A 22,950-nucleotide genomic window follows, 5' to 3' on the forward strand; every position below is an offset into this window, starting at 1 on the left:
AAACCGGCGCTCTAGGCGCCGGTTTTCATTCACATCATCAAGGCCTCACAGCCCATCCAGCATCGCCTTGTTACGCACAGCTCCCTTGTCGGCACTGGTCGCCAGCAGGGCGTAGGCCTTCAGCGCGGTGGTCACCTTGCGTGGGCGCACTTCGACTGGCTTCCAGCCCTTCTTGTCCTGCTCGACCCGGCGTGCGGCCAGCTCTTCGTCGCTGACCAGCAGGTTGATCGAACGGTTGGGGATGTCGATCAGTACCTTGTCGCCGTCGCGCACCAGGCCAATGGCGCCGCCCGCAGCGGCCTCCGGCGAGGCGTGGCCGATCGACAGGCCCGAGGTGCCGCCCGAGAAGCGGCCGTCGGTGAGCAGGGCACAGGCTTTGCCCAGGCCTTTGGATTTCAGGTACGAAGTCGGGTAGAGCATCTCTTGCATGCCCGGGCCGCCTTTCGGGCCTTCGTAACGGATGATGACGATGTCGCCGGCTTTGACTTCGTCGGCGAGGATGCCGCGCACGGCGCTGTCCTGGCTTTCGAAGATCTTCGCGTTGCCTTCGAACACGTGAATCGACTCATCGACACCGGCGGTTTTCACCACGCAGCCATCGAGGGCGATGTTGCCGTACAGCACGGCCAGGCCGCCTTCTTGCGAGTAGGCGTGCTCGAAGCTGCGGATGCAGCCGTTTTCACGGTCGTCGTCGAGGGTTTCCCAGCGGGTCGACTGGCTGAAGGCCGTCTGAGTCGGGATACCGGCCGGGCCGGCCTTGAAGAAGGTGTGTACCGCTTCGTCATCGGTCTGGGTGATGTCCCACTTGGCGATGGCTTCTTCCATGCTGGCGCTGTGCACGGTCGGCAGGTCGGTGTGCAGCAGGCCGCCACGGGCCAGCGAGCCGAGGATACTGAAGATGCCACCGGCGCGGTGCACGTCTTCCATGTGGTACTTCTGGATGTTCGGCGCCACCTTGCACAGCTGCGGCACTTTGCGCGACAGGCGGTCGATGTCACGCAGGTCGAACGCCACCTCGCCTTCCTGGGCCGCGGCCAGCAGGTGCAGGATGGTGTTGGTCGAGCCGCCCATGGCGATGTCGAGCATCATGGCGTTCTCGAACGCCTTGAAGTTGGCGATGCTGCGCGGCAGCACCGACTCGTCGTTCTCGCCGTAGTAGCGCTTGCACAGCTCGACGATGGTGCGGCCGGCGGTGAGGAACAGCTGCTCGCGGTCGGCGTGGGTGGCCAGGGTCGAACCGTTGCCCGGCAGGGCCAGGCCCAGCGCTTCGGTCAGGCAGTTCATCGAGTTGGCGGTGAACATGCCGGAGCAGGAACCGCAGGTCGGGCAGGCGCTGCGCTCGTACTCGGCGACCTTCTCGTCGGAGGCCGAGGAGTCGGCGGCGATGACCATCGCGTCGACCAGGTCCAGGCCGTGGCTGGCCAGCTTGGTCTTGCCGGCTTCCATAGGGCCGCCAGACACGAAGATCACCGGGATGTTCAGGCGCAGGGCGGCCATCAGCATGCCGGGGGTGATCTTGTCGCAGTTGGAGATGCACACGATGGCGTCGGCGCAGTGGGCGTTGACCATGTATTCCACGGCGTCGGCGATGATCTCGCGGCTCGGCAGGGAATACAGCATGCCGTCATGGCCCATGGCGATGCCGTCGTCGACCGCAATGGTGTTGAACTCTTTGGCCACGCCACCGGCGCGTTCGATCTCGCGGGCGACCAGTTGGCCCAGGTCCTTCAGGTGCACGTGGCCCGGGACGAACTGGGTGAACGAGTTGGCGATGGCGATGATCGGTTTCTTGAAATCGTCGTCCTTCATGCCGGTGGCGCGCCACAGGGCACGGGCGCCGGCCATGTTGCGGCCGTGGGTGGAAGTCTTGGAACGATAATCAGGCATGAAGCACTCCTGGCGGCTTAATCAGGTCACAAATAGGGGAGTGAGCTTCTCCTGTCCTTTGCGCCGCAGGCCGGTTGCCACTGGCACGGATGGGGCCGAATACAGCACGGGATCGCCGCGTGCTCGACCAGAGCTCATAAACCCGCCGGGGATGACTGGCGATGAATAGCCCGATTCTACACCGCTGACGCGGTGAGGGAATGGCGATGTGGCTAGGCGGTGGCTTTGCCGAATGGTCGGGTAGTTTGTAGGACGCTTCCCAAATGCCGCCTCAGGGGCTGACCTGCCGGCCCAGGGTGACTATGATCCGCCCGCCGCATGTGCGGTTTCACGAGATACACCCTCAATGGACCTTCCCAGTTTCAGTTCATACAGAACCTGCAAATTGGCACTGAGCGCGCCGCCGCCAGGGCTTCCGAAGGCTTGAGTCAAGGTCTTCGGGCGCTCGCGTTGGCGCCTGGAGAACGTTATGCAACAAATCTGTGCAGCATGCATGCAGTCTAAAGTCGCGCCCCTGAGCACCCAGGATGTCACCGAAGACTTCCACAAAGGCGCATCCATCACCAATCATGTGGGCAACCTGAGGGATGCCACCATCAGCCTGCTGTACCGCAAGCGAGTGCTGTGGCTGGTGCTGCTGGTGTTCGGCAACCTGTTCTCGGGGGCGGGAATCGCAGCGTTCGAGGAAACCATAGCCGCGCACATCGTGCTGGTGTTCTTCCTGCCGTTGCTGGTGGACAGCGGTGGCAATGCCGGGGCGCAGTCGGCGACCTTGATGGTGCGAGGTCTGGCGACGGGAGAGGTGGTGATGCGCGACTGGTTGCGCATGCTGGGGCGTGAATGCGGTGTGGCACTGGCGTTGGGCGCAACCATGGCGTTGGCGGTGGCTTCGCTGGGGGCGCTGCGCGGTGGGGCGGACGTTGCGCTGATCGTTGCCAGCAGCATGCTGGTGATCGTATTGCTGGGCAGCCTGATCGGCATGAGCTTGCCCTTCATGTTCACCAAGCTCAACCTCGACCCGGCGACGGCCAGCGGCCCATTGGTGACTTCGATTGCCGATGCGGCGGGGGTGCTGGTGTACTTCGGGATCGCTTCGTACGTGCTGGGTATCTGACCCTGTACACAGCCTGTGGGAGCGGCTTTAGCCGCGAAGCAAGCGACTCGGTGGATGGCACCGGCTTCGCCGGTGTTCGCGGCTGAAGCCGCTCCCACCGGGCCAAGCTGAGGTACTTGCCAGATTAGCTGTTAGGCAGCAACCGGCAGGTAATGCTCTTGATGTAGCGGGTTTCGGCGATGGCCGGGTGCACCGGGTGGTCCGGGCCTTGGCCGCCGCGTTCCAGCAGCTGCAGGTTGCGGTCCAGGTGGCGGGCGCTGGTCAGCAGAATGTTGTTCAGGTCGTCCTCGGGCAGGTGCATCGAGCACGAGGCGCTGACCAGGATGCCGTCCTTGGTCAGCATGCGCATGGCCTGTTCGTTGAGGCGACGGTAGGCCGCTTCACCGTTTTTCAGGTCCTTCTTGCGCTTGATGAAGGCGGGTGGGTCGGCAATGATCACGTCGAAGCGTTCTTCGGCCGCTTTCAGCTCGCGCAGGGCTTCGAACACATCGCCTTCGATGCAGGTCAGTTTTTCGCTGATGCCGTTGAGCGTGGCGTTACGCTCGACGCCGTCCAGGGCAAAGCCCGAGGCATCCACGCAGAACACTTCGCTGGCGCCGAATGCCCCGGCCTGCACCCCCCAGCCACCGATGTAGCTGAACAGGTCGAGCACGCGCTTGCCTTTGACGTAGGGCGCCAGGCGTGCGCGGTTCATGCGGTGATCATAGAACCAGCCGGTCTTCTGGCCTTCACGGACCGGGGCTTCGAATTTCACCCCGTTCTCTTCCAGCGCAACCCAGTCCGGCACTTCGCCATAAGCGGTCTTGACGTAGCGCTGCAAGCCTTCGGCATCACGCGCGGCGGAGTCGTTCTTGAACAGGATGCCGCTTGGCTTGAGCACTTGCACCAGGGCGGCGATCACGTCGTCCTTGTGCAGCTCCATGGTGGCCGAAGCCAGCTGAACCACGAGGATGTCGAAGAAACGGTCGACCACAAGGCCTGGCAGCAAGTCGGAATCGCCATAGACCAGGCGATAGCACGGCTTGTCGAACAGGCGCTCGCGCAGCGACAGGGCGACGTTGAGGCGGTGCACCAGCAGCGACTTGTCCAGCGGCAGCTTGATGTCGCGCGACAGCAGGCGGGCGCAGATCAGGTTGTTCGGGCTCAGGGCGACGATGCCCAGCGGCTTGCCGTTGGCGGCCTCGAGAACTGCCTGCTGCCCGGCCTGGAAGCCCTGCAGCGGAGTCGCGGTGACATCGACCTCGTTGCTGTAGACCCACAGGTGGCCGGCGCGCAGGCGGCGGTCGGCATTGGCTTTGAGGCGAAGGCTGGGCAGGGACATGACGTCGCTCCGGGGAAAAAGAGCGGAAGTATACCGCGTTGGCCCCAGGACCGGTGCGAGGCTTGTGGGTTAGAATCCCCCGTCCTCAACGAGTGTGCACGCATGTCCCAAGAACTCAGCGCCGAACAGATCCAGCAAGCCTTGCAAGGCATTACCATTCCGCCGCAACCGCAGATCATGGTCGACCTGCAGTTCGAGCAGTACATGCCCGACCCGGACCTGGAAACCATCGCCAAGCTGATTTCCCAGGACCCGGGCCTGTCCGGCGCGCTGCTCAAACTGGTCAACTCGCCGCACTTCGGCCTGTCCAACAAGATCGGCTCGATCCAGCGTGCAGTGAACCTGTTGGGCAGCCGCTCGATCATCAACCTGATCAACGCCCAGTCGATCAAGGGCGAGATGAGCGACGAGACCATCGTCACCCTCAACCGCTTCTGGGACACCGCCCAGGACGTGGCCATGACCTGCCTGACCCTGGCCAAGCGCACCGGCATCCAGTCTGCGGACGAGGCTTACACGCTCGGCCTGTTCCATGACTGCGGCGTGCCGCTGATGCTCAAGCGCTTCCCCGACTACATGGAGGTGCTGGAACAGGCCTACGCCAAGGCCGATGCCGAAACCCGCGTGGTCGATACCGAGAACCGCGTCTTCAACACCAACCATTCGGTGGTCGGCTACTTCACTGCCAAGTCCTGGCGCCTGCCTGAACACATCAGTGCGGCCATCGCCAACCACCACAATGCCTTGGCGGTTTTCCGCGATGAGTCGTCGGGCAATGCCCAGAGCCAGCTGAAGAACCTGCTCGCGGTGCTGAAGATGGCCGAGCACATCTGCGCCTCGTACCGGGTGCTGGGCAACCAGAGCGTCGACCACGAGTGGCAAGTGGTCGGCCCGCTGGTACTCGACTATATCGGTTTGTCGGAGTACGACTTCGAGAACCTCAAACAGAACATTCGCGAGCTGGGTGGGCACTGATTCATGCCGGAACTCCCCGAAGTCGAAACGACCCGGCGCGGTATCGCACCGCACCTGGAAGGCCAGCGTGTCAGCCGCGTGGTGGTGCGTGACCGGCGCCTGCGCTGGCCAATCCCCGAGGACCTGGATGTGCGCTTGTCCGGGCAGCGGATCGTCAGCGTCGAGCGGCGCGCCAAGTATCTGTTGATCAACGCCGAGGTCGGCACCTTGATCAGCCACCTGGGCATGTCGGGCAACCTGCGCCTGGTCGAACTCGGGCTACCGGCGGCCAAACATGAGCACGTCGACATCGAGCTGGAGTCGGGGCTGATGCTGCGCTACACCGACCCGCGTCGTTTCGGCGCCATGCTCTGGAGCCTCGACCCGCTCAAGCACGAACTGCTGCTGCGCCTCGGGCCTGAGCCGCTGACCGACCTGTTCGATGGCGAGCGGCTGTTCCAGTTGTCGCGCGGGCGGTCGATGGCGGTCAAGCCGTTCATCATGGACAACGCGGTGGTGGTGGGGGTAGGCAATATCTACGCGACCGAGGCGTTGTTCGCCGCCGGCATCGACCCGCGGCGCGAGGCGGGTGGTATTTCTCGGGCTCGCTACCTGAAGCTGGCCATCGAAATCAAACGCGTGCTGGCCGCGGCCATCGAGCAGGGCGGCACGACCTTGCGCGATTTCATCGGCGGCGACGGGCAGCCGGGCTACTTCCAGCAGGAATTGTTCGTCTACGGGCGAGGCGGGCAGCCGTGCAAGTTGTGTGGCACGGCCTTGCGCGAGGTGAAGCTGGGGCAGCGGGCGAGCGTGTTCTGCCCGCGCTGCCAGCGCTGACCTTCAGTCCTTGCCGGTGATCCGGCGGTACTTGGCCATCAGCTCGTCTTCAGTTTCCGGGTGCGCTTCATCCAGCGGGATGCAGTCGACCGGGCAAACCTGCTGGCACTGCGGCTCGTCGTAATGGCCGACGCACTGGGTGCACAGGTTCGGGTCGATCACGTAGATCTCTTCGCCTTGGGAGATGGCCTCGTTCGGGCACTCGGGTTCGCAGACGTCGCAGTTGATGCAATCGTCGGTGATGATCAGGGACATGGGGGCTCCGGCCGGGGCTCAAGGCCCGGGCATGTTCAACGCAATGGGCACAATTGTGCCGCATTCGCGCCCGCAGTGCACGCGGGCGCGACAATCAGCGCGCTGGCTTACTTCTTGAATCGTTCGGTCAGTGCTTCGGCCACCACCGGGTGGACGAACTTGGTGATGTCGCCGCCCAAGGCTGCGATTTCCCGGACCAGCGTCGAGGAAATGAACGAATAACGCTCCGAAGGCGTGAGGAACAGGCTCTCGACGTCAGGCGCCAGTTGCCGGTTCATGTTCGCCAGCTGGAATTCGTATTCGAAGTCGGACACCGCGCGCAGGCCGCGCAGGAACACGTTGGCGCCCTGTTCCTTGGCGAAGTGCGCCAGCAGCGAGGAGAAGCCGATGACTTCGACATTGGGCAGGTGCTTGGTGACCTCACGGGCCAGCGCAACCCGTTGTTCCAGCGGGAACAGGGGGTTTTTTTTCGGGCTGGCGGCCACCGCGATGATCACGTGGTCGAACAGCCGCGAGGCGCGCTCTACCAAATCGCCATGGCCTTTGGTAATGGGGTCGAAAGTACCCGGGTACAACACTCGGTTCATCGCGTCATCCTGGCTGGAGTGCGTTGGGGAGTCGGATGTTAGCGCAGCACTGGCGCTCGGCCAAGTCATGCGGCGGGCCGATGGCACTATAGACAGCACTGGCATTTGTTGTCATGCACTGTGTGCCAGGCGGGCGAGCAGGGCGTCGGTGAGCCTGGCGCTGATGGCGTACACCGACAGTTGCGGGTTGGCGCCGATGCTGGTGGGAAACAGCGAACCGTCGTGAACCGACAGGTTTTCCAGCTGATGGTGGCGGCCCAGGCTGTCGCACACCGCCTGACGCGGGTCTTCGCCCATGGCACAGCCGCCCATGACGTGGGCGCTGCCCAGGCGCGTGCGGAACGGCTCCAGGCGTAAACCCTCGATCAGGCGCTGGGCCTGCGCCAGGCTTGTCGCGGCACTGGCATCGCTGTGCACGGGCGTAACCTGTGTGGCGCCGGCGGCGAACTGGATCTGCGCCATGCTGTGATAAGCCCGACGCAGGCCGTCACGCAGGTAGTCGGTGACCGTGTAATCGAGCACCGGTGAGCCATCGCCGCGCAATTGCACCGTGCCGCCAACGCTTTCAGGGTGGAAACCGTCGCGCAGCAGCGCCAGCATGACGTGGGTGTGCGGCAGCTCGGCCATGCGTCGGGCGTTGTCGGCGCCGATGCCGCCGAGCAAGGTGCTGGCCAGGGCCGGGTGCAGCGGCGGCACCTCCAGTTTGTAGCCAATCGGGCCGTCGACGCCGCCCTGCCATTGGAAATGGTCGCTGTAGATGGACTGCGGTGCGCCGTAATAAGGATCAATACGCGCCTCGAAGCGTGCCGCGCTGAAGTTGACCAGGTGCAGGAAGGTCCGCGTGCCCAGGCGCCCATAAGGGTCGGGCGCCTTCGAGCGCAGCAGCAGGGCGGGGCTGTTGATCCCGCCGCCCGCGAGGATGTAGTGGCGGGCACGAACGGTGACGCTGCGGCCGGTGGGCTGAATACCCTGAGCATCCAGCGCCTGGCAATGCAAATGCTCGATGCGCTCGCCGTTGTGCGCGAAGCGTTCGGCACGCGCCAGGTAAAGCAGCTCACCGCCCTGGTCGAGTGTGGCGGGAATGCGTGTCACCAGCATCGATTGCTTGGCGTTGACCGGGCAGCCCATGCCGCAATAGCCGAGGTTCCAGCAGCCACGCACATTGCGCGGGATCACCGCCCAGCGATAACCGAGCTGCTCGCAGCCGCGGCGCAGCACGTCATTGTTGGCGTTCGGCGGCATGGCCCAGGGGCTGATACCCAGCTCCTGCTCGATGCGCTCGAACCACGGGCGCAGGGCTTCGTTACCTAGGCCTTTGACGCTGTGAGCCGTTTCCCAGTGCGCCAAGGTCTGTTCAGGTGTGCGAAAACTCGACGTCCAGTTGACCAGGGTGGTACCCCCCACTGCGCGTCCCTGGAGAATGGTGATGGCGCCATCCTTGCTCATCCGGCCGAGGCCTTCCTGATACAGGCTGGCGTAGGCCTCGTTCTCCAGCAGGCGGAAGTCGCTGCTGGTCTTGAGCGGGCCTTCTTCGATCAGCAGCACCTTATAGCCCGCGGCGCTGAGCATTTGCGCGCTGGTGGCGCCGCCGGCGCCGCTGCCGATCACGGCAATGTCGGCCTGCAGGGTGAGGTCCTGTTCCAGGCGGGAGCCGTCGTGGGTGATCCAGCCGCGTTCGAGGCCTTGGCGAAACGGGTCGATGACAGGCATTGAAGATGCTCTTGTTGTTGGCAGTCAGATTTTCGGCGGGCCGGGGTAGCCGCAGGCAGCCCAGCTTTCCGGGCGTTCGTACCAGGCCATCTGCAGCAGTTGCAGCAGCGAGGCATGGCCCATGCGCAACAGGTTCAGCGAGCTGTCCTGCCAGCGTTGCAGAAACGCCGACACCTGGTCGGCAGTGGCGTGCTCCCAGGCGCCCCAAACCCCAGTCAGTGGGCCACGGGTCAGCGGCAGGTTGAGCACGTCGAACAATTGCCGGGTGAGCTTGAGCATTTCCGGGGACAGCGCCGCCAGTTTGTCGTCGAGGCTGTGCAGCACCAGCGCTTCGCTGGCCGAGGTGCCGGCGAGGACTACCGGGATCAGTGCCCGCAGCAGCGGTACGTCGTCATCACGCAGTTGGTGGAAACCGGTCGCCGGTGCCTGGGGGCTGCAGCCGATCAGGCTGGCGCTGGCCAGGAACACACTGGCACCCAGGCTGAAGCGCAGCAGGTCGCGACGGTGCATGGCCCCGGCCTCAGCGAATGAACAGTTTGTAGACCAGGCGCTGCAACGCCTTGCCATACGGCGGGTAGATCAACCGGGCGGCATTCAGGCGTTGCTTGGCCAACACTGCCTTGGCCTTGCTGAAGGTCAGGAAGCCGTCATGGCCGTGGTAGTGGCCCATGCCCGAAGGGCCGATGCCGCCGAATGGCAGGTCGTCCTGGGCCACATGCAGCAGTGTGTCATTGAGGCAAACGCCGCCGGAGTGGCTGTTGTGCAGCACATGTTCCTGTTCGGCGCGGTCGTAGCCGAAGTAATACAGGGCCAGCGGGCGTGGGCGCTGATTGACGTAATCGAGGGCGCCGTTGAGGCTGTCGTAGGGCACCACGGGGAGCAGTGGGCCGAAGATTTCGTCCTGCATCACCTGCATGCTGTCGTTCACCTCCAGCAGCAGGTGCGGCGGCAGGCGTCGGCCCTGGCGGGGATCATCCGGGTACAGGTCGATGACCTGCGCGCCTTTGCTTCGGGCGTCGTCCAGCAGGTGCTGAAGGCGCTGCAGTTGCCTCGGGTTGATGATGGCGCTGTAGTCGGGGTTGTCGGCAATGTGCGGATAGAGGCGGCGGACAGCGTTGCGGTAGGCGTCGCCGAAGGCGTTCAGGCGTTCGCGGGGCACCAGCACGTAGTCGGGGGCGACGCAGGTTTGGCCGGCGTTTAGGGTCTTGCCGAAGGCGATACGCTCGGCGGCAGTGTCCAGCGGCACACTGGCCGAAACGATGGCCGGCGATTTGCCGCCCAGCTCTAGCGTTACCGGCGTCAGGTTTTGCGCAGCGGCCAGCATCACTTGGCGGCCGACGCTGGTGGCCCCGGTGAACAGCAAGTGATCGAACGGCAGCCTGGCGAAAGCCTGGCCGACGTCCACTTCGCCCAGCACCACGCTGACCAGATCGTCCGGGAACACCCGAGCAAGCAGTGCTTTAAGCGCTTCCCCGGTGGCCGGTGTGGCCTCGCTGAGCTTGAGCATGACCCGGTTGCCCGCGGCCAATGCGCAGGTCAACGGGCCGATGGCGAGAAACAGCGGGTAGTTCCACGGCACGATGATGCCCACTACGCCCAGCGGCTGATAGACCACGCGCGCGCTGGCAGGCTGAAAGGCCAAACCCACAGCTCGCCTGGCAGGGCGCATCCAGAGCTGCAGGTGGCGCTCGGCATGGCGAATGCCCTGTACCGAAGGCAGCAACTCGGCCAGCAGGGTTTCATCGGCGCTGCGGCCGGCAAAATCCGCATCGATGGCCTCGATCAGCCGCTGCTTATCCGACAGCAGAGCCTCGCGCAGGCTTCTCAGCCATTGCCTGCGTTGCGCCGCTGGCGGCATGGGGTTGCCTGCAAATGCCTTGCGCTGGGCGGCGAATGTGGCCGCCAGGTCGGTGTCCGAATGCACAAGAGGCAAGGCGAGGGTCGAGGTCACGGCGGTTCCCCGTATGGGCTGAGAATCCCTAGAGCCTATACTCTAATCGGCACCATCGTGCGACTTTTTTCGCATACGCCAACGGTGCATCCAGGCCGTGTTACACCGTAAGATGGGCCATGACCGTAAGCCTGCAGACTGGGAGCTGAGCATGGCCCCGCGCATGAAGACCCGAGAGCGCATCGTGCAGAACAGCCTGGAGCTGTTCAACCAGCAGGGCGAGCGTAGCGTGAGCACCAACCACATTGCCGCGCACATGGAAATTTCGCCCGGCAACCTGTACTACCACTTCCCCAACAAGCAGGCGATCATCGCCGTGTTGTTCAGCCAGTACGAAGAACTGGTGGACAGCTTCCTGCGCCCGCCGCAGGGGCGGGCGGCCACGGTTGAAGACAAGCGTTTCTACCTCAAGGCGCTGCTCGACGCGATGTGGAACTACCGCTTCCTGCACCGCGACCTGGAGCACCTGCTCGACAGCGACGCGGAGCTGGCCGCACGGTACCGGCGCTTTTCCGAACGCTGCCTGCGCCAGGGCCAGGCGATCTATCGCGGTTTCGTCGAGGCCGGGATTCTGGCCATGGCACCTGCCCAGATCGAATCGCTGACCATCAACGCCTGGATCATCCTGACTTCGTGGGTCCGTTTTCTCAGTACCACGCGGGAACATTCCGCTCATCTGGGTGAAGAAGCCTTCATGCGTGGCGTCTATCAGGTACTGGTGCTGGAGCTTGGCTTCGTTACCGCCAACGCTCGCACTGCCGTGGATGCCCTGTGCCAGGAATTCCATGTTCCGTTCAATCAGGCCCTGGAGCACTAGCCCAGGGCCTTCGTGCCATCGATCAGGAGATTGTCATGCCCCTTGCGCAATTGATCACCCCGCAGCAGCTGGCCGAGCGTCTGGACTCGCCCAAGTTGGTGATCCTCGATTGTCGTTTTGCCCTGGAAGATGTGGATTACGGCCAACGCAGCTATGCCGAGGGGCATATCGCCGGGGCGCATTTCGCCGACCTGGAACGTGACCTCAGTGGGCCGGTCAGCAAGGGCAAGACCGGGCGTCACCCGCTGCCGGAGCCGCGTCAGCTGGTCGCGCGCCTGCGTGAGTGGGGGCTGGACAACGACAGCGAGGTGGTGCTGTACGACGACGGCCCCGGCGCCTTCGCCGCCCGTGCCTGGTGGTTGCTCGCCTGGCTGGGCAAGCGCAGTGGTGTGGCCATTCTCGATGGCGGCCTCAAGGCCTGGCACGCTGCGCACTTGCCGTTGAGCCTGGATGCGCCGGCTCGACGTGAAGGTTCATTCAAGGGTGAGCCAGACCCCAGCCTGCTGATCGATGCCGAACACTTGGGCAAGCAGTTGGGCACGAAGGATATGACGCTGATCGATGCGCGTGCCCTGCCGCGATTTCGTGGCGAGGTGGAGCCGATCGACCCGGTGGCGGGGCATATTCCGGGCGCCCAGTGCGCCGCATTCACCGACAACCTCGGCGCCGATGGGCGTTTCCTGCCGGCCGAGCAGCTCAAACAGCGCTTTGCCGAGAAGCTCGCGGGCCGGGCGCCAGAGCAGTTGGTCGCGTATTGCGGATCAGGGGTGACGGCTTGCCATAACCTGTTCGCCCTGGCGTTGGCAGGGTATCCATTGGGCAAGCTGTTTGCCGGGTCGTGGAGTGAGTGGATCAACGATCCACGGCATCCGGTTGCCACCGGCGACTGAACCCGATTCAGACGCCGTCCACCAGCCATTGCGGAATCCGCCGCTCCAGGTAGTAACTCGGGTTTCGCAGGCTGCCCTCGACAAACCCTACGTGGCCGCCGCGCTCATGCAGTTCGAAGTGAGTCAGCGGCGCCAGTTCGCTGGCGGTGGGCAGGCTGTGGCCAGACACGAACGGGTCATCGGTGGAATGGATGATCAGCGTAGGTGTGCGGTTCTGCCCGAGGTAATAGCGGCTGGAGGCTCGGCGATAGTAGTCATGCGCATCGTTGAAGCCGTTCAACGGCGCCGTTACCTTGCCGTCGAAATCCCAGAACGTGCGCAACTTGCGCAATGGCCCCAGGCGATCAAGTGCGGCCAGGCCTTCGTGGTGGCCCTGAGCGCGGAAATGCCGTTGTTTCACCTGCACGTAGGCCATCATCTCGCGCATGAAATGCGCCTGGTAGACCTTGGAAAAACCCTGGCCGATGCGGTCGGCGCACTGGTCCAGGCGGAACGGCACGGACACCGCCACTGCCGCCTGCAGCTCGCTGGCGCTGCCACTTTCACCCAGGTATTTGAGCAGCACATTGCCGCCCAGCGAGTAGCCCACGGCATACAGCGGTGCCAGTGGACGCTGGGCACGCAGGTGAGCGACCACTTCCGCCAGGTCTTCGCTGGCGCCGGAATGGTAACTGCGCGCCAGCAGGTTCGGTTCACCCGAGCAACCGCGCCAGTTGACCGCCACGCTGGCCCAGCCTCGGGTCTGTAAAGCCTGCTGCAAGCCTTTGACATAGGGCGAATGGGACGAGCCGGTCAGGCCGTGCAGTACCAGCACCAAGGGGGCATCCGGCTGGTGCGGCCCATGCCAGTCGAGGTCGAGAAAGTCGCCATCGGCCAGCCACAACCGTTCGCGGTTGCGCTCCAGCGCCGGCAGCTTGCGCCACAGCGGGCCCCACAGGGTTTGCAGGTGAGGGTTGGAAAGCCCGGTAGCCGGGCGGAAAGGGGCGGTGAGGCTGGGCATGCTGGGCGACTCATGATGTGCCAACCTAGAGTGCCATGAATCACCGCCGTTGTATCTGCGCTATTGGTCGATTGCCGGCAGCGCTTTCTGCTCGACCTCAGGGCCAACGGTGACGGTCACGGCTTCCAGAGGCGCCAGGCGCAAATTGAGGGCAACGCGCGCCATTTCAGGCGTTACCGCCAGAACTCTTTCTGCGAAGCTGGAAAGGTTGTCGGCGGGTAATCCTTGCTCAGCCTGTGTGGCTATAAGACGTACCAGTGAGTGATTGGTTGCCAGGGTACGTTGCAGCTCTCCCAGCAGCGCCTGTTTGACCAGATCGAGTTCAACCGGAGTCGGCCCCTTATCCAGAAGATTTCCCAGCACGTTGCGCACCAACTGTCGCGAAACCTCGGAAAACTCGGCAGCCACTTCCCACTCGATGTAGAGATAGGCGCCTACGCTGGTGAACGCCGAGCGAATCGTGTAGGTCAGGCCATGTTTCAGACGCAGTTCCTTGAACAGGTGTGAGTCATCACCACCGCTGCCCAGCACATCGTTGGCCAGGACCATGGCCAAATAGTCATCATCGGTCGGCACTGCACCCATTGGCAGCAGCATCAGGATGGCATGGTTGGTACCTGTGTGCTTCAAGGACAGGTCGGCGCGCTTGAATGCCGGCAGTGGTGGCGGCTCGACGGCAAGCCAGCGTTGTGGCAGGGCTTGGCAGATTCGCCGGGAAATAGCCTCGGCCGCTTTTGACGAAAGGTCGCCGACAACAGAAATTTCCAGGTTGTTGGCTGAGTACGCTCGCTGATGGAAGTGCCTGATATCGTCCGCACTCATTGCCGCGATACTTTCAGCCGTGCCGTACAGGGGCGAGCCATAGGGGTGATCGCCCAGCGCATGGGCAAAAGCCGCCCTGCGGGCGCGGAGCAGGGGAGATGCCTCCCGTTGCTTGTTGGCCTCCAATACATGGGTTTTGAGCGCGGCAAGTTCTTCTGCCTTCAGAGAAGGCTGGGCAACCATGCCGATGATCAGGTCGATCGCCTGGTCAAGCACTTCACCCGACAAGCAGCGTAATGAAAGGGTGGCCCGGTCGTAGGTGATGTCCTGCGTATACACCGCGCCCAACTGCTCGATCTGTTTGGCGAATTGGCCTGCGTCAAGGTGGGTCGTGCCTTTGCCGAGCATGGCCAGGGTCAGCGCGGCGAGCCCGGGCTTGTCGTCATCGAGCCGGCTGCCGGCGGCAAAGCTCAGAACCAGGTCGACCATGGGCAATTCGTGCGCCGCGACGAATATTGCCCGGGCACCTTCGTCGGTTTCCCAGCTTTGCACTATCGGGGCCTTCAGGTCGAGCTGAGGCCGTTGGATCTCTTGCAAGGAGAGCAGGGGCTGCACGCTGGTTTCGGCAGTACGCTCGGTGGGTGCCGAGGGGGCCTTGCCCGCTTGCAGGTAGGTGATCGTCAGCCGTTCGCGCGTCAGGTAGAGATTCGCCGCCCTGCGAATATCTTCAGGGGTGATTGCCTCTATCTGTTGGCGCTCGTGGTCGATCATGGCGGGGTCGAGGCCACTTACAGCGTATTGGCCAATGATGTTGGCTTGATCGGCAATCCTGTCACGCCCGAAGACCCGCTGTGCGAGCAGGCGTGTCTGGGCACGCTTGAGTTCGTCCTCGCTGGGTGCGCTATGGCGTAGTTGTTCAATCTCCTGCAGGACAGCCTCGGTTGCCGATTCCGCCGTGGCCTTGGAGGGATTGGAATAGAGGGCGAGCGTCAGCAGGCTATGGCCCCGCTGCAAGTACTCATAATCGGCTCTAACAGCCAGCACCAGCTCTTCGCCTCGCACTTTGCGCAAAGACAACCGGGAGCTGTCGCCATTGGCCAGCAATTCAGGTATCAAACGCAGCGCGTAAGCGTGGGCTGGATCGCTGGCAGTCGCCATGCTGGGCGTGTTGAACGACAGGACCGCCCCTTGCGGCAGGCCGGGCAAGGCAATGGTCTGGCTGCGATACCTGTAACGCTGGCCGTTGTTCGGCGCCCAGCGTTCGGGCAGGCTGGCAGCGGGAATCGATGCGAAATGGCGCTCGACCAACGGTCGCAGGGTCACCATGTCAATTGCCCCTACGATCACCAGCGAAGCGTTATTGGGCTGATACCAGTCGTCATACCAATTGCGCACATTGGCTATGGTCAGATGCTGCAGGTCTGCAAGGTGACCGATGGTGGGTGTTGCATAGGGGCTATGGCTGTTGGCCAGGATCTCTGCACGTTCCAGGGCAAGGCTCATGGGTGAGTTGTCGACGTCCAGGCGGCGCTCGGCCTTGATCACGTCCAGTTCCCTGGCAAAAGGTTGCTCCGGGAGCGTCGCGGTTGCCATGGCGTCGGCCATGATCTCCAGTGCCACCTCCAGGCGGCTGGCGGGCAGGGTTACCGGAAAGCACGTAGCGTCTGCCGTGGTAAACGCATTCGGGTTACCTCCGAGTTGCGTCATGACCTTCATGTAATCGCCAGGGGCGAGCTTGCGGCTGCCCTCGAACATCAGATGCTCGACCAGATGGCAGAGGCCGGATTGGCCTGTCGGTTCCTGGCTGGACCCAACGTGGTACCAAAGTTGAGCGGCAACCAGCGAAGAACGATGGTCTTCGCGCAGATAGACGGTCAGGCCGTTGTCGAGGGTGAACCGTTGCAGGGCTGCAGAAGGCGTAGCAGGCATGATCGAAAGCGCTCCGTTTGGCATGTATCGGAGCAGCTTCGATCAAGTGGGGGCGTCGCCTGCGCTATTTATGTCTGCACGCAAGGATGGGGCTGTGGATCAGCCCCGCTGCCAGAGTGCGTAATGCACTTGGCCGGTCTTTTTCTCGCGGTGCAGCCGCCAGTTGCCCGGCAGTTGCAAAGTGGAGGGCGCCGCTTCGCTTTCGGTGTAGATCCAGGCCTGGTCGCGCAACCACTGGTTCTGCTCCAGCAGGTTGCAGGCATTGGCCAGCAGGTCCTGGTGGAACGGCGGGTCGAGGAACACCACGTCGAACTGCTGCTTGGCCGGGCCTTGCAGGTAACGCAGTGCGTCGGTCTGGAGGATCTGCCCGCGCGGGCAGCGCAAGATTTCCAGGTTGTTTTTCAGGTTGCTGATCGCCGCCGCGTTGCTGTCCAGCGCCACCGCGTCCTCGGCGCCGCGGGACAGGGCTTCGAGCACCAGAGCGCCGCTTCCGGTGAAGGCATCCAGTACACGGGCACCTTCGATGTAGGGTGCCAGCCAGTTGAAGACGGTTTCGCGCACGCGGTCGGTGGTCGGCCGCAGGCCGTCGCCTTCGGGCACCGCCAGGCGGCGGCTGCGCCACTCGCCGGCGATGATGCGCAAGTGACCCTGGCCCTTGCTTTGGCCCTGCTGGGGGCGGGCGGGAGGGGTGGATCTAGGCATTAGTGCTCCGGTACACCGAGCGCCTGCTCGGCGGGTTTGTCTGTGGGGGCTGGCAGCGGCTTCTGCGGCACGCTCGGGCCGACGGTGACGATCACCAGTTTGTCGGCAGCCAGGTGCTTGTTCATCGCGGCCTTGACCTGCTCGACGGTCAGCGCCTGGGACTGCTGCATGAAGTCTTCCAGCCAGGTCAGTGGCAGATTGTAGAAGCCGATGGCGCCCAGTTGGCCGACGATGCTCGCATTGCTGGCATTGGACAGCGGGAAGCTGCCGCTCAGCTCGCGTTTGGCGTCATCCAGCTCTTGCTGGGTGGGGCCGGTCTTGAGGTAGTCGGCAAGAATACCCTGGACCAGCTTCAGTGTGCCCTCGCTGAGTTCGGCACGGGTCTGCAGGTTGATCATGAACGGGCCGCGGACCTGCATCGGGCTAAACACCGAGTATACGCCGTAGGTCAGGCCGCGCTTTTCCCGCACTTCACTCATCAGACGGGTGCCGAATGCGCCGCCACCGAGGATCTGATTACCCAGTGACAGGGCGGGCCAGTCCGGGTCCTGGCGGTCGATACCCAGTTCGGCCAGCATCAGGTGAGTCTGCTTGGACGGGAAGTCGATGTGGGTGAGACCCGCTTTTGGCTCGACCGGTTGGGCTGGCTTGGGCAGTGCGGGGCCTTTGGGCAGCGCTGCGGATACCTGTGCAGCGACGGCCTCGGCCTCTTCGCGGCTGAGGTCGCCGACCAGGGCGATCACCGCGTTGCCAGCCGCATAAGCTTTGGCATGGAATGCCCGCAGTTGGTCCAGGGTGATGCCTGGGATGCTTTCGGCGCTGCCGTCGCTCGGCTGGCCGTACGGGTGGTCGCCATAGAGTTTGCCGAACAGCGCCTTGCCGGCGATCTTGCCGGGGTTCTGCTTCTCGTATTCGAAGCCGGCCAGCAGCTGGTTCTTGATGCGTTTCAGTGCATCTTCCGGGAACGTCGGCTGGCCGGTGACTTCAGCGAACAGCTTGAGCGCGGGATCGCGCTTGTCCTTCACGCTCAGGCTGCGCAGCGAAGCCACGGCCATGTCGCGGTAGGAACCATTGCCGAAGTCCGCGCCGAGGCCTTCGAAGCCTTCGGCGATGGCCGTCACGTCTTTGCCGGCCACGCCCTCGTTGAGCATGGCGTTGGTCAGGGTGGCCAGGCCTGGCGTGTTGCCGTCCTGGCTGCTGCCGGCGGCGAAGGTCACGCGCAGGTCGAACATCGGCAGCTCGCGGGCTTCGACGAACAGCACCCGGGCGCCTTCGGCGGTGGTCCAGTTCTGGATGTTCAGCTGGCGCCGGCTGGGTGCCTTGCCGTCCAGGTCGGCCAACGACTGCAAGGTATTGGCCGGCCGGGCCGCATTGCTGTCGGCCTCGGAATGGGCCGGACGGGCGAGGACGGCGGCCACGGCCACCACCAGCGCGATGAGGCCCGCGCCGATCAGGGTGTAGCGGGGTGCGCTGCGATCACTCATGAGCGGACTCCTCTGGCAGTACATGGGCAACGCTCAGGCGTTCGCGGGTGAAATAAGTACGCGCGGCGTTCTGGATGTCGTCGGGGGTCACGCGCTTGAGCTCGTCCAGTTCGCTGTCGATCAGCTTCCAGGACAGGCCGACCGTTTCCAGCTGGCCGATGGTGGTGGCCTGGCTGCTGATGGAGTCGCGATCGTAGACCAGGCCTGCGATCACCTGGGCGCGTACACGCTCAAGTTCTTCGGCGCTGGGTGGGGTAGTCTTGAGTTCGTCGAGCAGTTGCCAGACGCCTTTCTCGACCTCGGCGAGGGTTTTCTGTTTCTGCACATTGGGCGTGGCCGAAACCAGGAACAGGCTGTCGCCGCGGGTGAAGGCGTTGTAGCTGGACGAGGCGCCGGCCACCAGCTCCTGGCCACGTTCCAGGCGCGCAGGAAGGCGGGCGCTGTAGCCGCCGTCGAGCAGGGCCGAGATCAGCCGCAGGGCGTGCACGGTGCGTGGGTCCTTGGCGGTGGCCAGGCCAGGTACGTTGAAACCGTAGATCAGGCTGGGCAGTTGGGTACGCACATGCAGGGTCAGCTTGCGCAGGCCTGGCTCGGCCAGTTCCAGCGGCAGCTTGGCCGGTGGTATCTGGCGTTTGGGGATCGGGCCGAAATACTTCTGCGCCAGGCCCTTGACCTCATCGGCGGTGACATCGCCCACTACCACCAGAGTGGCGTTGTTCGGTGCGTACCAGGACTCGTACCAGTGGCGCAGCTCTTCGACCTTCATGCGTTCGAGGTCGGCCATCCAGCCGATGGTCGGGGTGTGGTAGCCGCTGGCCGGGTAGGCCATGGCGCGGAACAGTTCCATGGCCTTGGGGCCGGGCTGATCGTCGGTACGCAGGCGGCGTTCTTCCTTGATCACCTCGATTTCGCGGCTGAATTCGTCTGCCGGCAGGCGCAGGCTGGCCAGGCGGTCCGCTTCAAGCTCCAAGGCCACTGGCAGGCGGTCGCGGGCCAGTTCCTGATAATAGGCGGTGTAGTCGTCGCTGGTGAAGGCGTTCTCTTCCGCGCCCAGATCACGCAGGATGCGCGAGGCTTGGCCAGGGCCGAGTTTGGCACTGCCCTTGAACATCATGTGCTCCAGAGCGTGGGACAGGCCGGTCTGGCCCGGGGTCTCGTAGCTGGAGCCAACCTTGTACCAGATCTGCGAAACCACCACCGGCGCACGGTGGTCCTCGCGCACGACCACTTTCAGGCCGTTGTCGAGGATGAATTCGTGGGTGGGTTGCACATCGGCGGCAAAGGCCGCGAGCGGCAGGCACAGCGTGCCAAGCAACAGGCCAGCGGCGCGGCGGGCTAGAGCATTCATAAGGTGTTCAACCTATTCGGCGGCCCGCTGGTTTAGCGTCGGCGGGCCAGGAGGTGCTAGGATACTGATCCGGTTGCCTGGCGACCATGCCTGTCGCCGTTCTGGCCCGCAGGCCTTCAAGACAAAACATTGCGCATGAACCAGCCGGATTCAAAATAGTCTGTTCTGCGTTTAGAGAATTCCCGATGTGCCGCTGCTGGCCCATCGCTACCCTGAGATAGCCGTCTTCCATGTTTGGTTCCAACGACGACAAAAAAGCGCCGGCCGAGGCTGGCGAGAAAAAAGGCCTGTTCAGCTGGTTTCGCAAGAAGCCGCAGCAACCTGTCGCCGAACAGCCACAAGCCCCCGATACGCAGGCTGCAGAGCCGGTAGCGCCGCCGCCCGTTGTCGAGCAGCCTGAGGCTGCTCCGGTCGAGCCGGTGGTCGCCGAAGCACCCGCGCCTGCCGCTGAGGCCCCTCGGCCTGTTGAACAGGTGCCTGAGCCAGCACCTGTCCCTGAGTCCGTCCCGGCTCTTGACCCTGCCCCGGTAGTCGAAGCCCCCGAAGCCCCAGTCATCCCGGTGATCGAGCCGCCTGTCAGCAATCTGGTCCTGCCCGTTGCCGAAGAGCCTGTCGCCCTGGTCCCGGATCTAGAGCCAAAAGACCCTCCAGCGATCCCGGAGCGTCCGGCCCCAGAACCTATCGCACCGATGGTCGAGGCCCCAGTCGCGGTGCCAGCGCCTGCCGAGCCTGAGCCAGCGCCTGTCGCTGCCGCGCCCGCCGTCACCGAACAAGCCAAACCCGGCTTCTTCGCCCGTCTCAAGCAGGGCCTGTCGAAGACCAGCGCCAGCATCGGCGAAGGCATGGCCAGCCTGTTCATGGGCAAGAAGGTCATCGACGACGATCTGCTCGACGAGATCGAAACCCGCCTGCTGACCGCCGACGTCGGCGTGGAAGCGACCTCGACCATCGTCCAGAACCTGACCCAGAAGGTCGCCCGCAAACAACTGGCCGACGCCGATGCCTTGTACAAGTCGTTGCAGGAGGAACTGGCCGCGCTGCTGCGCCCGGTCGAGCGTCCGCTGAAAATCGAGTCGCAGAACAAGCCTTACGTGATCCTGGTGGTTGGCGTGAACGGCGCTGGCAAGACCACCACCATCGGCAAGCTGGCCAAGAAGCTGCAGCTCGAAGGCAAGAAGGTCATGCTGGCCGCAGGTGACACGTTCCGAGCCGCCGCCGTCGAGCAACTGCAGGTGTGGGGTGAGCGTAACCAGATTCCGGTGATTGCCCAGCACACCGGTGCCGACTCCGCGTCGGTGATCTTCGACGCCGTGCAGGCCGCCAAGGCCCGTGGTGCCGATGTGCTGATCGCCGATACTGCCGGCCGTCTGCACACCAAGGACAACCTGATGGAAGAACTGAAAAAGGTTCGTCGGGTCATGGGCAAGCTCGACGTCGAGGCGCCGCATGAGGTGCTGCTGGTGCTCGATGCCGGTACCGGTCAGAACGCCATCAGCCAGGCCAAGTACTTCAACCAGAGTGTTGAACTGACCGGTTTGGCCCTGACCAAGCTGGACGGTACCGCCAAGGGCGGGGTGATTTTCGCCCTGGCCAAGCAGTTCAATATCCCGATCCGCTTCATTGGCGTCGGCGAAGGCATCGACGATCTGCGCACTTTTGAAGCCGAGCCCTTCGTCAAAGCGCTGTTTGCCGAGCGAGAGCACCCATGATCCGATTCGAACAGGTTGCCAAGCGCTACCCCAACGGCCATGTCGGCTTGCATGAGCTGAGTTTCCGGGCGCGCCGGGGCGAATTCCTGTTCGTCACCGGCCACTCCGGCGCCGGCAAGAGCACCTTGCTGCGCCTGCTGCTGGCCATGGAACGCCCGACCAGCGGCAAGCTGATGCTGGCAGGGCAGGACCTGGGTCAGATCAGCAATGCGCAGATCCCCTTTCTGCGTCGGCAGATCGGGGTAGTGTTCCAGAACCACCAATTGCTGTTCGACCGTACCGTTTTCAACAACATCGCCCTGCCGCTGCAAATTCTCGGCCTGTCCAAGGCCGAGGTCGCCAAGCGCGTGGATTCGGCGCTGGAGCGCGTGTCGCTGGCCGACAAGGGCGACCTGTTCCCGGCTGACCTGTCCACAGGCCAGCAGCAGCGGGTCGGCATAGCCCGCGCCATCGTTCATCAGCCCGCCTTGCTGCTGGCCGACGAACCGACCGGCAACCTCGACCCGCGCCTGGCCGCGGAAATCATGGGTGTGTTCGAAGACATCAACCGCTTGGGCACCACGGTACTGATCGCCAGCCACGACCTGGCACTGATCGCGCGCATGCGCCACCGGATGCTGACGCTGCAGCGCGGCCGATTGATCGGCGATGGGGAGGCCGGGCAATGAGCACTACACCTACACGCAAGGTTTCCGAGCGCGTCGCGCCCAAGGCCGCCGACGAAGATCTCAAAAAAAAGCCCGGCGGGCATGACGACGACGGCCCGGATTTCCGCACGCTGTTCAATGCCTGGGTGGAAAGCCACCGTGCCAGCCTGGCCGACAGCCTGCGCCGCTTGGGTAAACAGCCGATCGGTAGCTTCTTCACCTGCCTGGTGATGGCCGTGGCGCTGAGCATGCCCATGGGCCTGTCGCTGTTGCTGAAGAATGTCGAGGTGCTGGGCGGCTCCTGGCAGCGCGCTGCGCAGATTTCGTTGTACTTGAAGCTCGATGCGGGCAGCAAGGAAGGCGAGGCGTTGCGTGAGGAAATCAAAGGCATGCCCGGCGTGGCCGATGCCCTGTACATCAGCCCCGGCCAGGCGCTTGAGGAGTTCCAGCAGCAATCTGGCCTGGGCGAGGCCCTGCGTGAATTGCCTGATAACCCGCTGCCTGGCGTGGTGGTGGTGACCCCGACCGAAGTCGACAAGCCGGCCCTGGAAGCGTTGCGTCAGCGCCTGGCCGAGCTGCCTCGGGTAGAGAATGCCCAGCTCGACCTGGTGTGGGTGGAACGCCTGGCGGCGATCCTCAAACTGGGCGATCGTTTCGTCTTTGGCCTGGCGGTCATGCTGATTTCCGCCTTGCTGTTAGTAATCGGTAACACAATTCGTCTACATATTGAAAACCGCCGTGTCGAGATCGAAGTGATCAAGCTGGTAGGCGGTACCGACAGCTACGTACGCCGGCCTTTCCTGTACATGGGCGCCTTGTACGGCCTGGGTGCGGGCGTGTTGGCCTGGGGTATCCTGGCCTTCGGCCTCAACTGGCTGAACGACGCCGTGGTAGGGCTGTCTGGGCTGTATGGCAGTGACTTCGCCCTGGGCGGAGTGCCAGCATCCGATGGTCTGTCCCTCTTGATCGGGGCGGTACTGTTGGGGTATATCGGTGCATGGATCGCGGTCGCTCGCCACTTGAACGAGCTGGCGCCTCGATAGTTT

Annotated in this window: 20 protein-coding genes; 8 read left to right on the top strand and 12 right to left on the bottom strand. The window is 63.8% G+C overall.

The window, feature by feature from the left end; translation table 11 throughout:
• Positions 1-45: 45 nt before the first annotated feature.
• The gene (gene ilvD, locus ACIQUF_RS17850; RefSeq protein WP_403133774.1) at positions 46-1,887 is read right to left on the bottom strand and encodes a dihydroxy-acid dehydratase; all 1,842 of its coding nucleotides are present in this window, start codon (positions 1,885-1,887) and stop codon (positions 46-48) included.
• A gap of 493 nt (positions 1,888-2,380) precedes the next feature.
• Here ilvD and ACIQUF_RS17855 point away from each other — a divergent pair, with 493 nt between their 5' ends.
• Positions 2,381-3,001, top strand: coding sequence for a magnesium transporter (locus ACIQUF_RS17855; protein WP_403133777.1), 621 nt, complete (start codon positions 2,381-2,383; stop codon positions 2,999-3,001).
• A gap of 124 nt (positions 3,002-3,125) precedes the next feature.
• On the opposite strand, the gene ACIQUF_RS17860 is transcribed toward ACIQUF_RS17855, so the two are convergent.
• Entirely contained in the window at positions 3,126-4,322 is a 1,197-nt protein-coding gene (locus tag ACIQUF_RS17860; RefSeq protein WP_403133779.1) for a class I SAM-dependent rRNA methyltransferase, read from the bottom strand.
• 156 nt (positions 4,323-4,478) lie between these two features.
• Here ACIQUF_RS17860 and ACIQUF_RS17865 point away from each other — a divergent pair, with 156 nt between their 5' ends.
• Both ACIQUF_RS17865 and mutM read left to right on the top strand, forming a co-directional pair.
• On the top strand, positions 4,479-5,297 hold the full coding sequence (locus ACIQUF_RS17865; RefSeq protein ID WP_403134450.1) for an HDOD domain-containing protein: 819 nt from the start codon (positions 4,479-4,481) through the stop codon (positions 5,295-5,297).
• A gap of 3 nt (positions 5,298-5,300) precedes the next feature.
• Positions 5,301-6,113 (top strand): bifunctional DNA-formamidopyrimidine glycosylase/DNA-(apurinic or apyrimidinic site) lyase, encoded by an 813-nt coding sequence (gene mutM / locus ACIQUF_RS17870; protein WP_403133782.1) that lies wholly within the window; start codon positions 5,301-5,303, stop codon positions 6,111-6,113.
• Between the two features lie 3 nt (positions 6,114-6,116).
• On the opposite strand, the gene ACIQUF_RS17875 is transcribed toward mutM, so the two are convergent.
• The 5 genes from ACIQUF_RS17875 to ACIQUF_RS17895 form a co-directional block, all read right to left on the bottom strand.
• On the bottom strand, positions 6,117-6,368 hold the full coding sequence (locus ACIQUF_RS17875; protein WP_403133783.1) for a YfhL family 4Fe-4S dicluster ferredoxin: 252 nt from the start codon (positions 6,366-6,368) through the stop codon (positions 6,117-6,119).
• A 107-nt stretch (positions 6,369-6,475) separates the two neighbouring features.
• Positions 6,476-6,955: a pantetheine-phosphate adenylyltransferase gene (gene coaD, locus ACIQUF_RS17880; RefSeq protein ID WP_119146559.1), complete on the bottom strand. Its 480-nt coding sequence runs from the start codon at positions 6,953-6,955 to the stop codon at positions 6,476-6,478.
• Positions 6,956-7,066: 111 nt separating this feature from the next.
• Positions 7,067-8,665 (bottom strand): GMC family oxidoreductase N-terminal domain-containing protein, encoded by a 1,599-nt coding sequence (locus tag ACIQUF_RS17885; RefSeq protein WP_403133786.1) that lies wholly within the window; start codon positions 8,663-8,665, stop codon positions 7,067-7,069.
• A 24-nt stretch (positions 8,666-8,689) separates the two neighbouring features.
• Complete coding sequence (locus ACIQUF_RS17890; protein WP_403133789.1) at positions 8,690-9,175, bottom strand: twin-arginine translocation pathway signal protein; 486 nt, start codon at positions 9,173-9,175, stop codon at positions 8,690-8,692.
• Positions 9,176-9,185: 10 nt separating this feature from the next.
• On the bottom strand, positions 9,186-10,616 hold the full coding sequence (locus ACIQUF_RS17895; protein WP_403133791.1) for a coniferyl aldehyde dehydrogenase: 1,431 nt from the start codon (positions 10,614-10,616) through the stop codon (positions 9,186-9,188).
• 151 nt (positions 10,617-10,767) lie between these two features.
• On the opposite strand from ACIQUF_RS17895, the gene ACIQUF_RS17900 reads away from it, so the two are divergent.
• Both ACIQUF_RS17900 and ACIQUF_RS17905 read left to right on the top strand, forming a co-directional pair.
• Positions 10,768-11,433 (top strand): TetR/AcrR family transcriptional regulator, encoded by a 666-nt coding sequence (locus tag ACIQUF_RS17900; RefSeq protein WP_403133792.1) that lies wholly within the window; start codon positions 10,768-10,770, stop codon positions 11,431-11,433.
• A gap of 35 nt (positions 11,434-11,468) precedes the next feature.
• Positions 11,469-12,323 (top strand): sulfurtransferase, encoded by an 855-nt coding sequence (locus tag ACIQUF_RS17905; RefSeq protein ID WP_403133795.1) that lies wholly within the window; start codon positions 11,469-11,471, stop codon positions 12,321-12,323.
• A gap of 7 nt (positions 12,324-12,330) precedes the next feature.
• On the opposite strand, the gene ACIQUF_RS17910 is transcribed toward ACIQUF_RS17905, so the two are convergent.
• The 5 genes from ACIQUF_RS17910 to ACIQUF_RS17930 form a co-directional block, all read right to left on the bottom strand.
• Positions 12,331-13,323 (bottom strand): hydrolase, encoded by a 993-nt coding sequence (locus ACIQUF_RS17910; RefSeq protein WP_403133797.1) that lies wholly within the window; start codon positions 13,321-13,323, stop codon positions 12,331-12,333.
• 60 nt (positions 13,324-13,383) lie between these two features.
• Positions 13,384-16,038 carry a M16 family metallopeptidase gene (locus tag ACIQUF_RS17915; RefSeq protein WP_403133799.1) on the bottom strand — a complete coding sequence of 885 codons (2,655 nt, stop codon included), beginning with the start codon at positions 16,036-16,038 and terminating at the stop codon, positions 13,384-13,386.
• Positions 16,039-16,113: 75 nt separating this feature from the next.
• A complete protein-coding gene (rsmD, locus tag ACIQUF_RS17920; protein ID WP_403133802.1) occupies positions 16,114-16,716 on the bottom strand; it encodes a 16S rRNA (guanine(966)-N(2))-methyltransferase RsmD in 603 nt (200 codons plus the stop codon).
• Positions 16,716-18,200, bottom strand: coding sequence for a M16 family metallopeptidase (locus ACIQUF_RS17925; protein WP_403133805.1), 1,485 nt, complete (start codon positions 18,198-18,200; stop codon positions 16,716-16,718). The genes rsmD and ACIQUF_RS17925 overlap by 1 nt, the downstream gene beginning before the upstream one ends.
• Positions 18,193-19,548, bottom strand: coding sequence for a M16 family metallopeptidase (locus tag ACIQUF_RS17930; RefSeq protein WP_403133807.1), 1,356 nt, complete (start codon positions 19,546-19,548; stop codon positions 18,193-18,195). The genes ACIQUF_RS17925 and ACIQUF_RS17930 overlap by 8 nt, the downstream gene beginning before the upstream one ends.
• 230 nt (positions 19,549-19,778) lie before the next feature.
• Here ACIQUF_RS17930 and ftsY point away from each other — a divergent pair, with 230 nt between their 5' ends.
• From ftsY to ftsX, 3 genes are read left to right on the top strand one after another with little or no spacing between them, the layout of a single operon-like run.
• Positions 19,779-21,257, top strand: coding sequence for a signal recognition particle-docking protein FtsY (gene ftsY, locus ACIQUF_RS17935; protein ID WP_403133809.1), 1,479 nt, complete (start codon positions 19,779-19,781; stop codon positions 21,255-21,257).
• Positions 21,254-21,925: a cell division ATP-binding protein FtsE gene (ftsE, locus tag ACIQUF_RS17940; RefSeq protein ID WP_403133812.1), complete on the top strand. Its 672-nt coding sequence runs from the start codon at positions 21,254-21,256 to the stop codon at positions 21,923-21,925. The genes ftsY and ftsE overlap by 4 nt, the downstream gene beginning before the upstream one ends.
• Positions 21,922-22,947 (top strand): permease-like cell division protein FtsX, encoded by a 1,026-nt coding sequence (gene ftsX / locus ACIQUF_RS17945; RefSeq protein WP_403133814.1) that lies wholly within the window; start codon positions 21,922-21,924, stop codon positions 22,945-22,947. Before ftsE ends, ftsX begins: the two co-directional genes overlap by 4 nt.
• Positions 22,948-22,950: the final 3 nt, after the last annotated feature.

The sequence above is a fragment of the Pseudomonas sp. NPDC090233 genome, from assembly GCF_044772285.1.
Classification (GTDB): domain Bacteria; phylum Pseudomonadota; class Gammaproteobacteria; order Pseudomonadales; family Pseudomonadaceae; genus Aquipseudomonas.

Excerpts from the sequence above, each read along its gene's own strand:
- ilvD (WP_403133774.1), bottom strand. The coding sequence starts at position 1,887 with ATGCCTGATTATCGTTCCAAGACTTCCACCCACGGCCGCAACATGGCC.
- ACIQUF_RS17855 (WP_403133777.1), top strand. The coding sequence starts at position 2,381 with ATGCAGTCTAAAGTCGCGCCCCTGAGCACCCAGGATGTCACCGAAGAC.
- ACIQUF_RS17860 (WP_403133779.1), bottom strand. The coding sequence starts at position 4,322 with ATGTCCCTGCCCAGCCTTCGCCTCAAAGCCAATGCCGACCGCCGCCTG.
- mutM (WP_403133782.1), top strand. The coding sequence starts at position 5,301 with ATGCCGGAACTCCCCGAAGTCGAAACGACCCGGCGCGGTATCGCACCG.
- ACIQUF_RS17875 (WP_403133783.1), bottom strand. The coding sequence starts at position 6,368 with ATGTCCCTGATCATCACCGACGATTGCATCAACTGCGACGTCTGCGAA.
- coaD (WP_119146559.1), bottom strand. The coding sequence starts at position 6,955 with ATGAACCGAGTGTTGTACCCGGGTACTTTCGACCCCATTACCAAAGGC.
- ACIQUF_RS17885 (WP_403133786.1), bottom strand. The coding sequence starts at position 8,665 with ATGCCTGTCATCGACCCGTTTCGCCAAGGCCTCGAACGCGGCTGGATC.
- ACIQUF_RS17890 (WP_403133789.1), bottom strand. The coding sequence starts at position 9,175 with ATGCACCGTCGCGACCTGCTGCGCTTCAGCCTGGGTGCCAGTGTGTTC.
- ACIQUF_RS17900 (WP_403133792.1), top strand. The coding sequence starts at position 10,768 with ATGGCCCCGCGCATGAAGACCCGAGAGCGCATCGTGCAGAACAGCCTG.
- ACIQUF_RS17905 (WP_403133795.1), top strand. The coding sequence starts at position 11,469 with ATGCCCCTTGCGCAATTGATCACCCCGCAGCAGCTGGCCGAGCGTCTG.
- ACIQUF_RS17910 (WP_403133797.1), bottom strand. The coding sequence starts at position 13,323 with ATGCCCAGCCTCACCGCCCCTTTCCGCCCGGCTACCGGGCTTTCCAAC.
- ACIQUF_RS17915 (WP_403133799.1), bottom strand. The coding sequence starts at position 16,038 with ATGCCAAACGGAGCGCTTTCGATCATGCCTGCTACGCCTTCTGCAGCC.
- rsmD (WP_403133802.1), bottom strand. The coding sequence starts at position 16,716 with ATGCCTAGATCCACCCCTCCCGCCCGCCCCCAGCAGGGCCAAAGCAAG.
- ACIQUF_RS17925 (WP_403133805.1), bottom strand. The coding sequence starts at position 18,200 with ATGAGTGATCGCAGCGCACCCCGCTACACCCTGATCGGCGCGGGCCTC.
- ACIQUF_RS17930 (WP_403133807.1), bottom strand. The coding sequence starts at position 19,548 with ATGAATGCTCTAGCCCGCCGCGCCGCTGGCCTGTTGCTTGGCACGCTG.
- ftsY (WP_403133809.1), top strand. The coding sequence starts at position 19,779 with ATGTTTGGTTCCAACGACGACAAAAAAGCGCCGGCCGAGGCTGGCGAG.
- ftsE (WP_403133812.1), top strand. The coding sequence starts at position 21,254 with ATGATCCGATTCGAACAGGTTGCCAAGCGCTACCCCAACGGCCATGTC.
- ftsX (WP_403133814.1), top strand. The coding sequence starts at position 21,922 with ATGAGCACTACACCTACACGCAAGGTTTCCGAGCGCGTCGCGCCCAAG.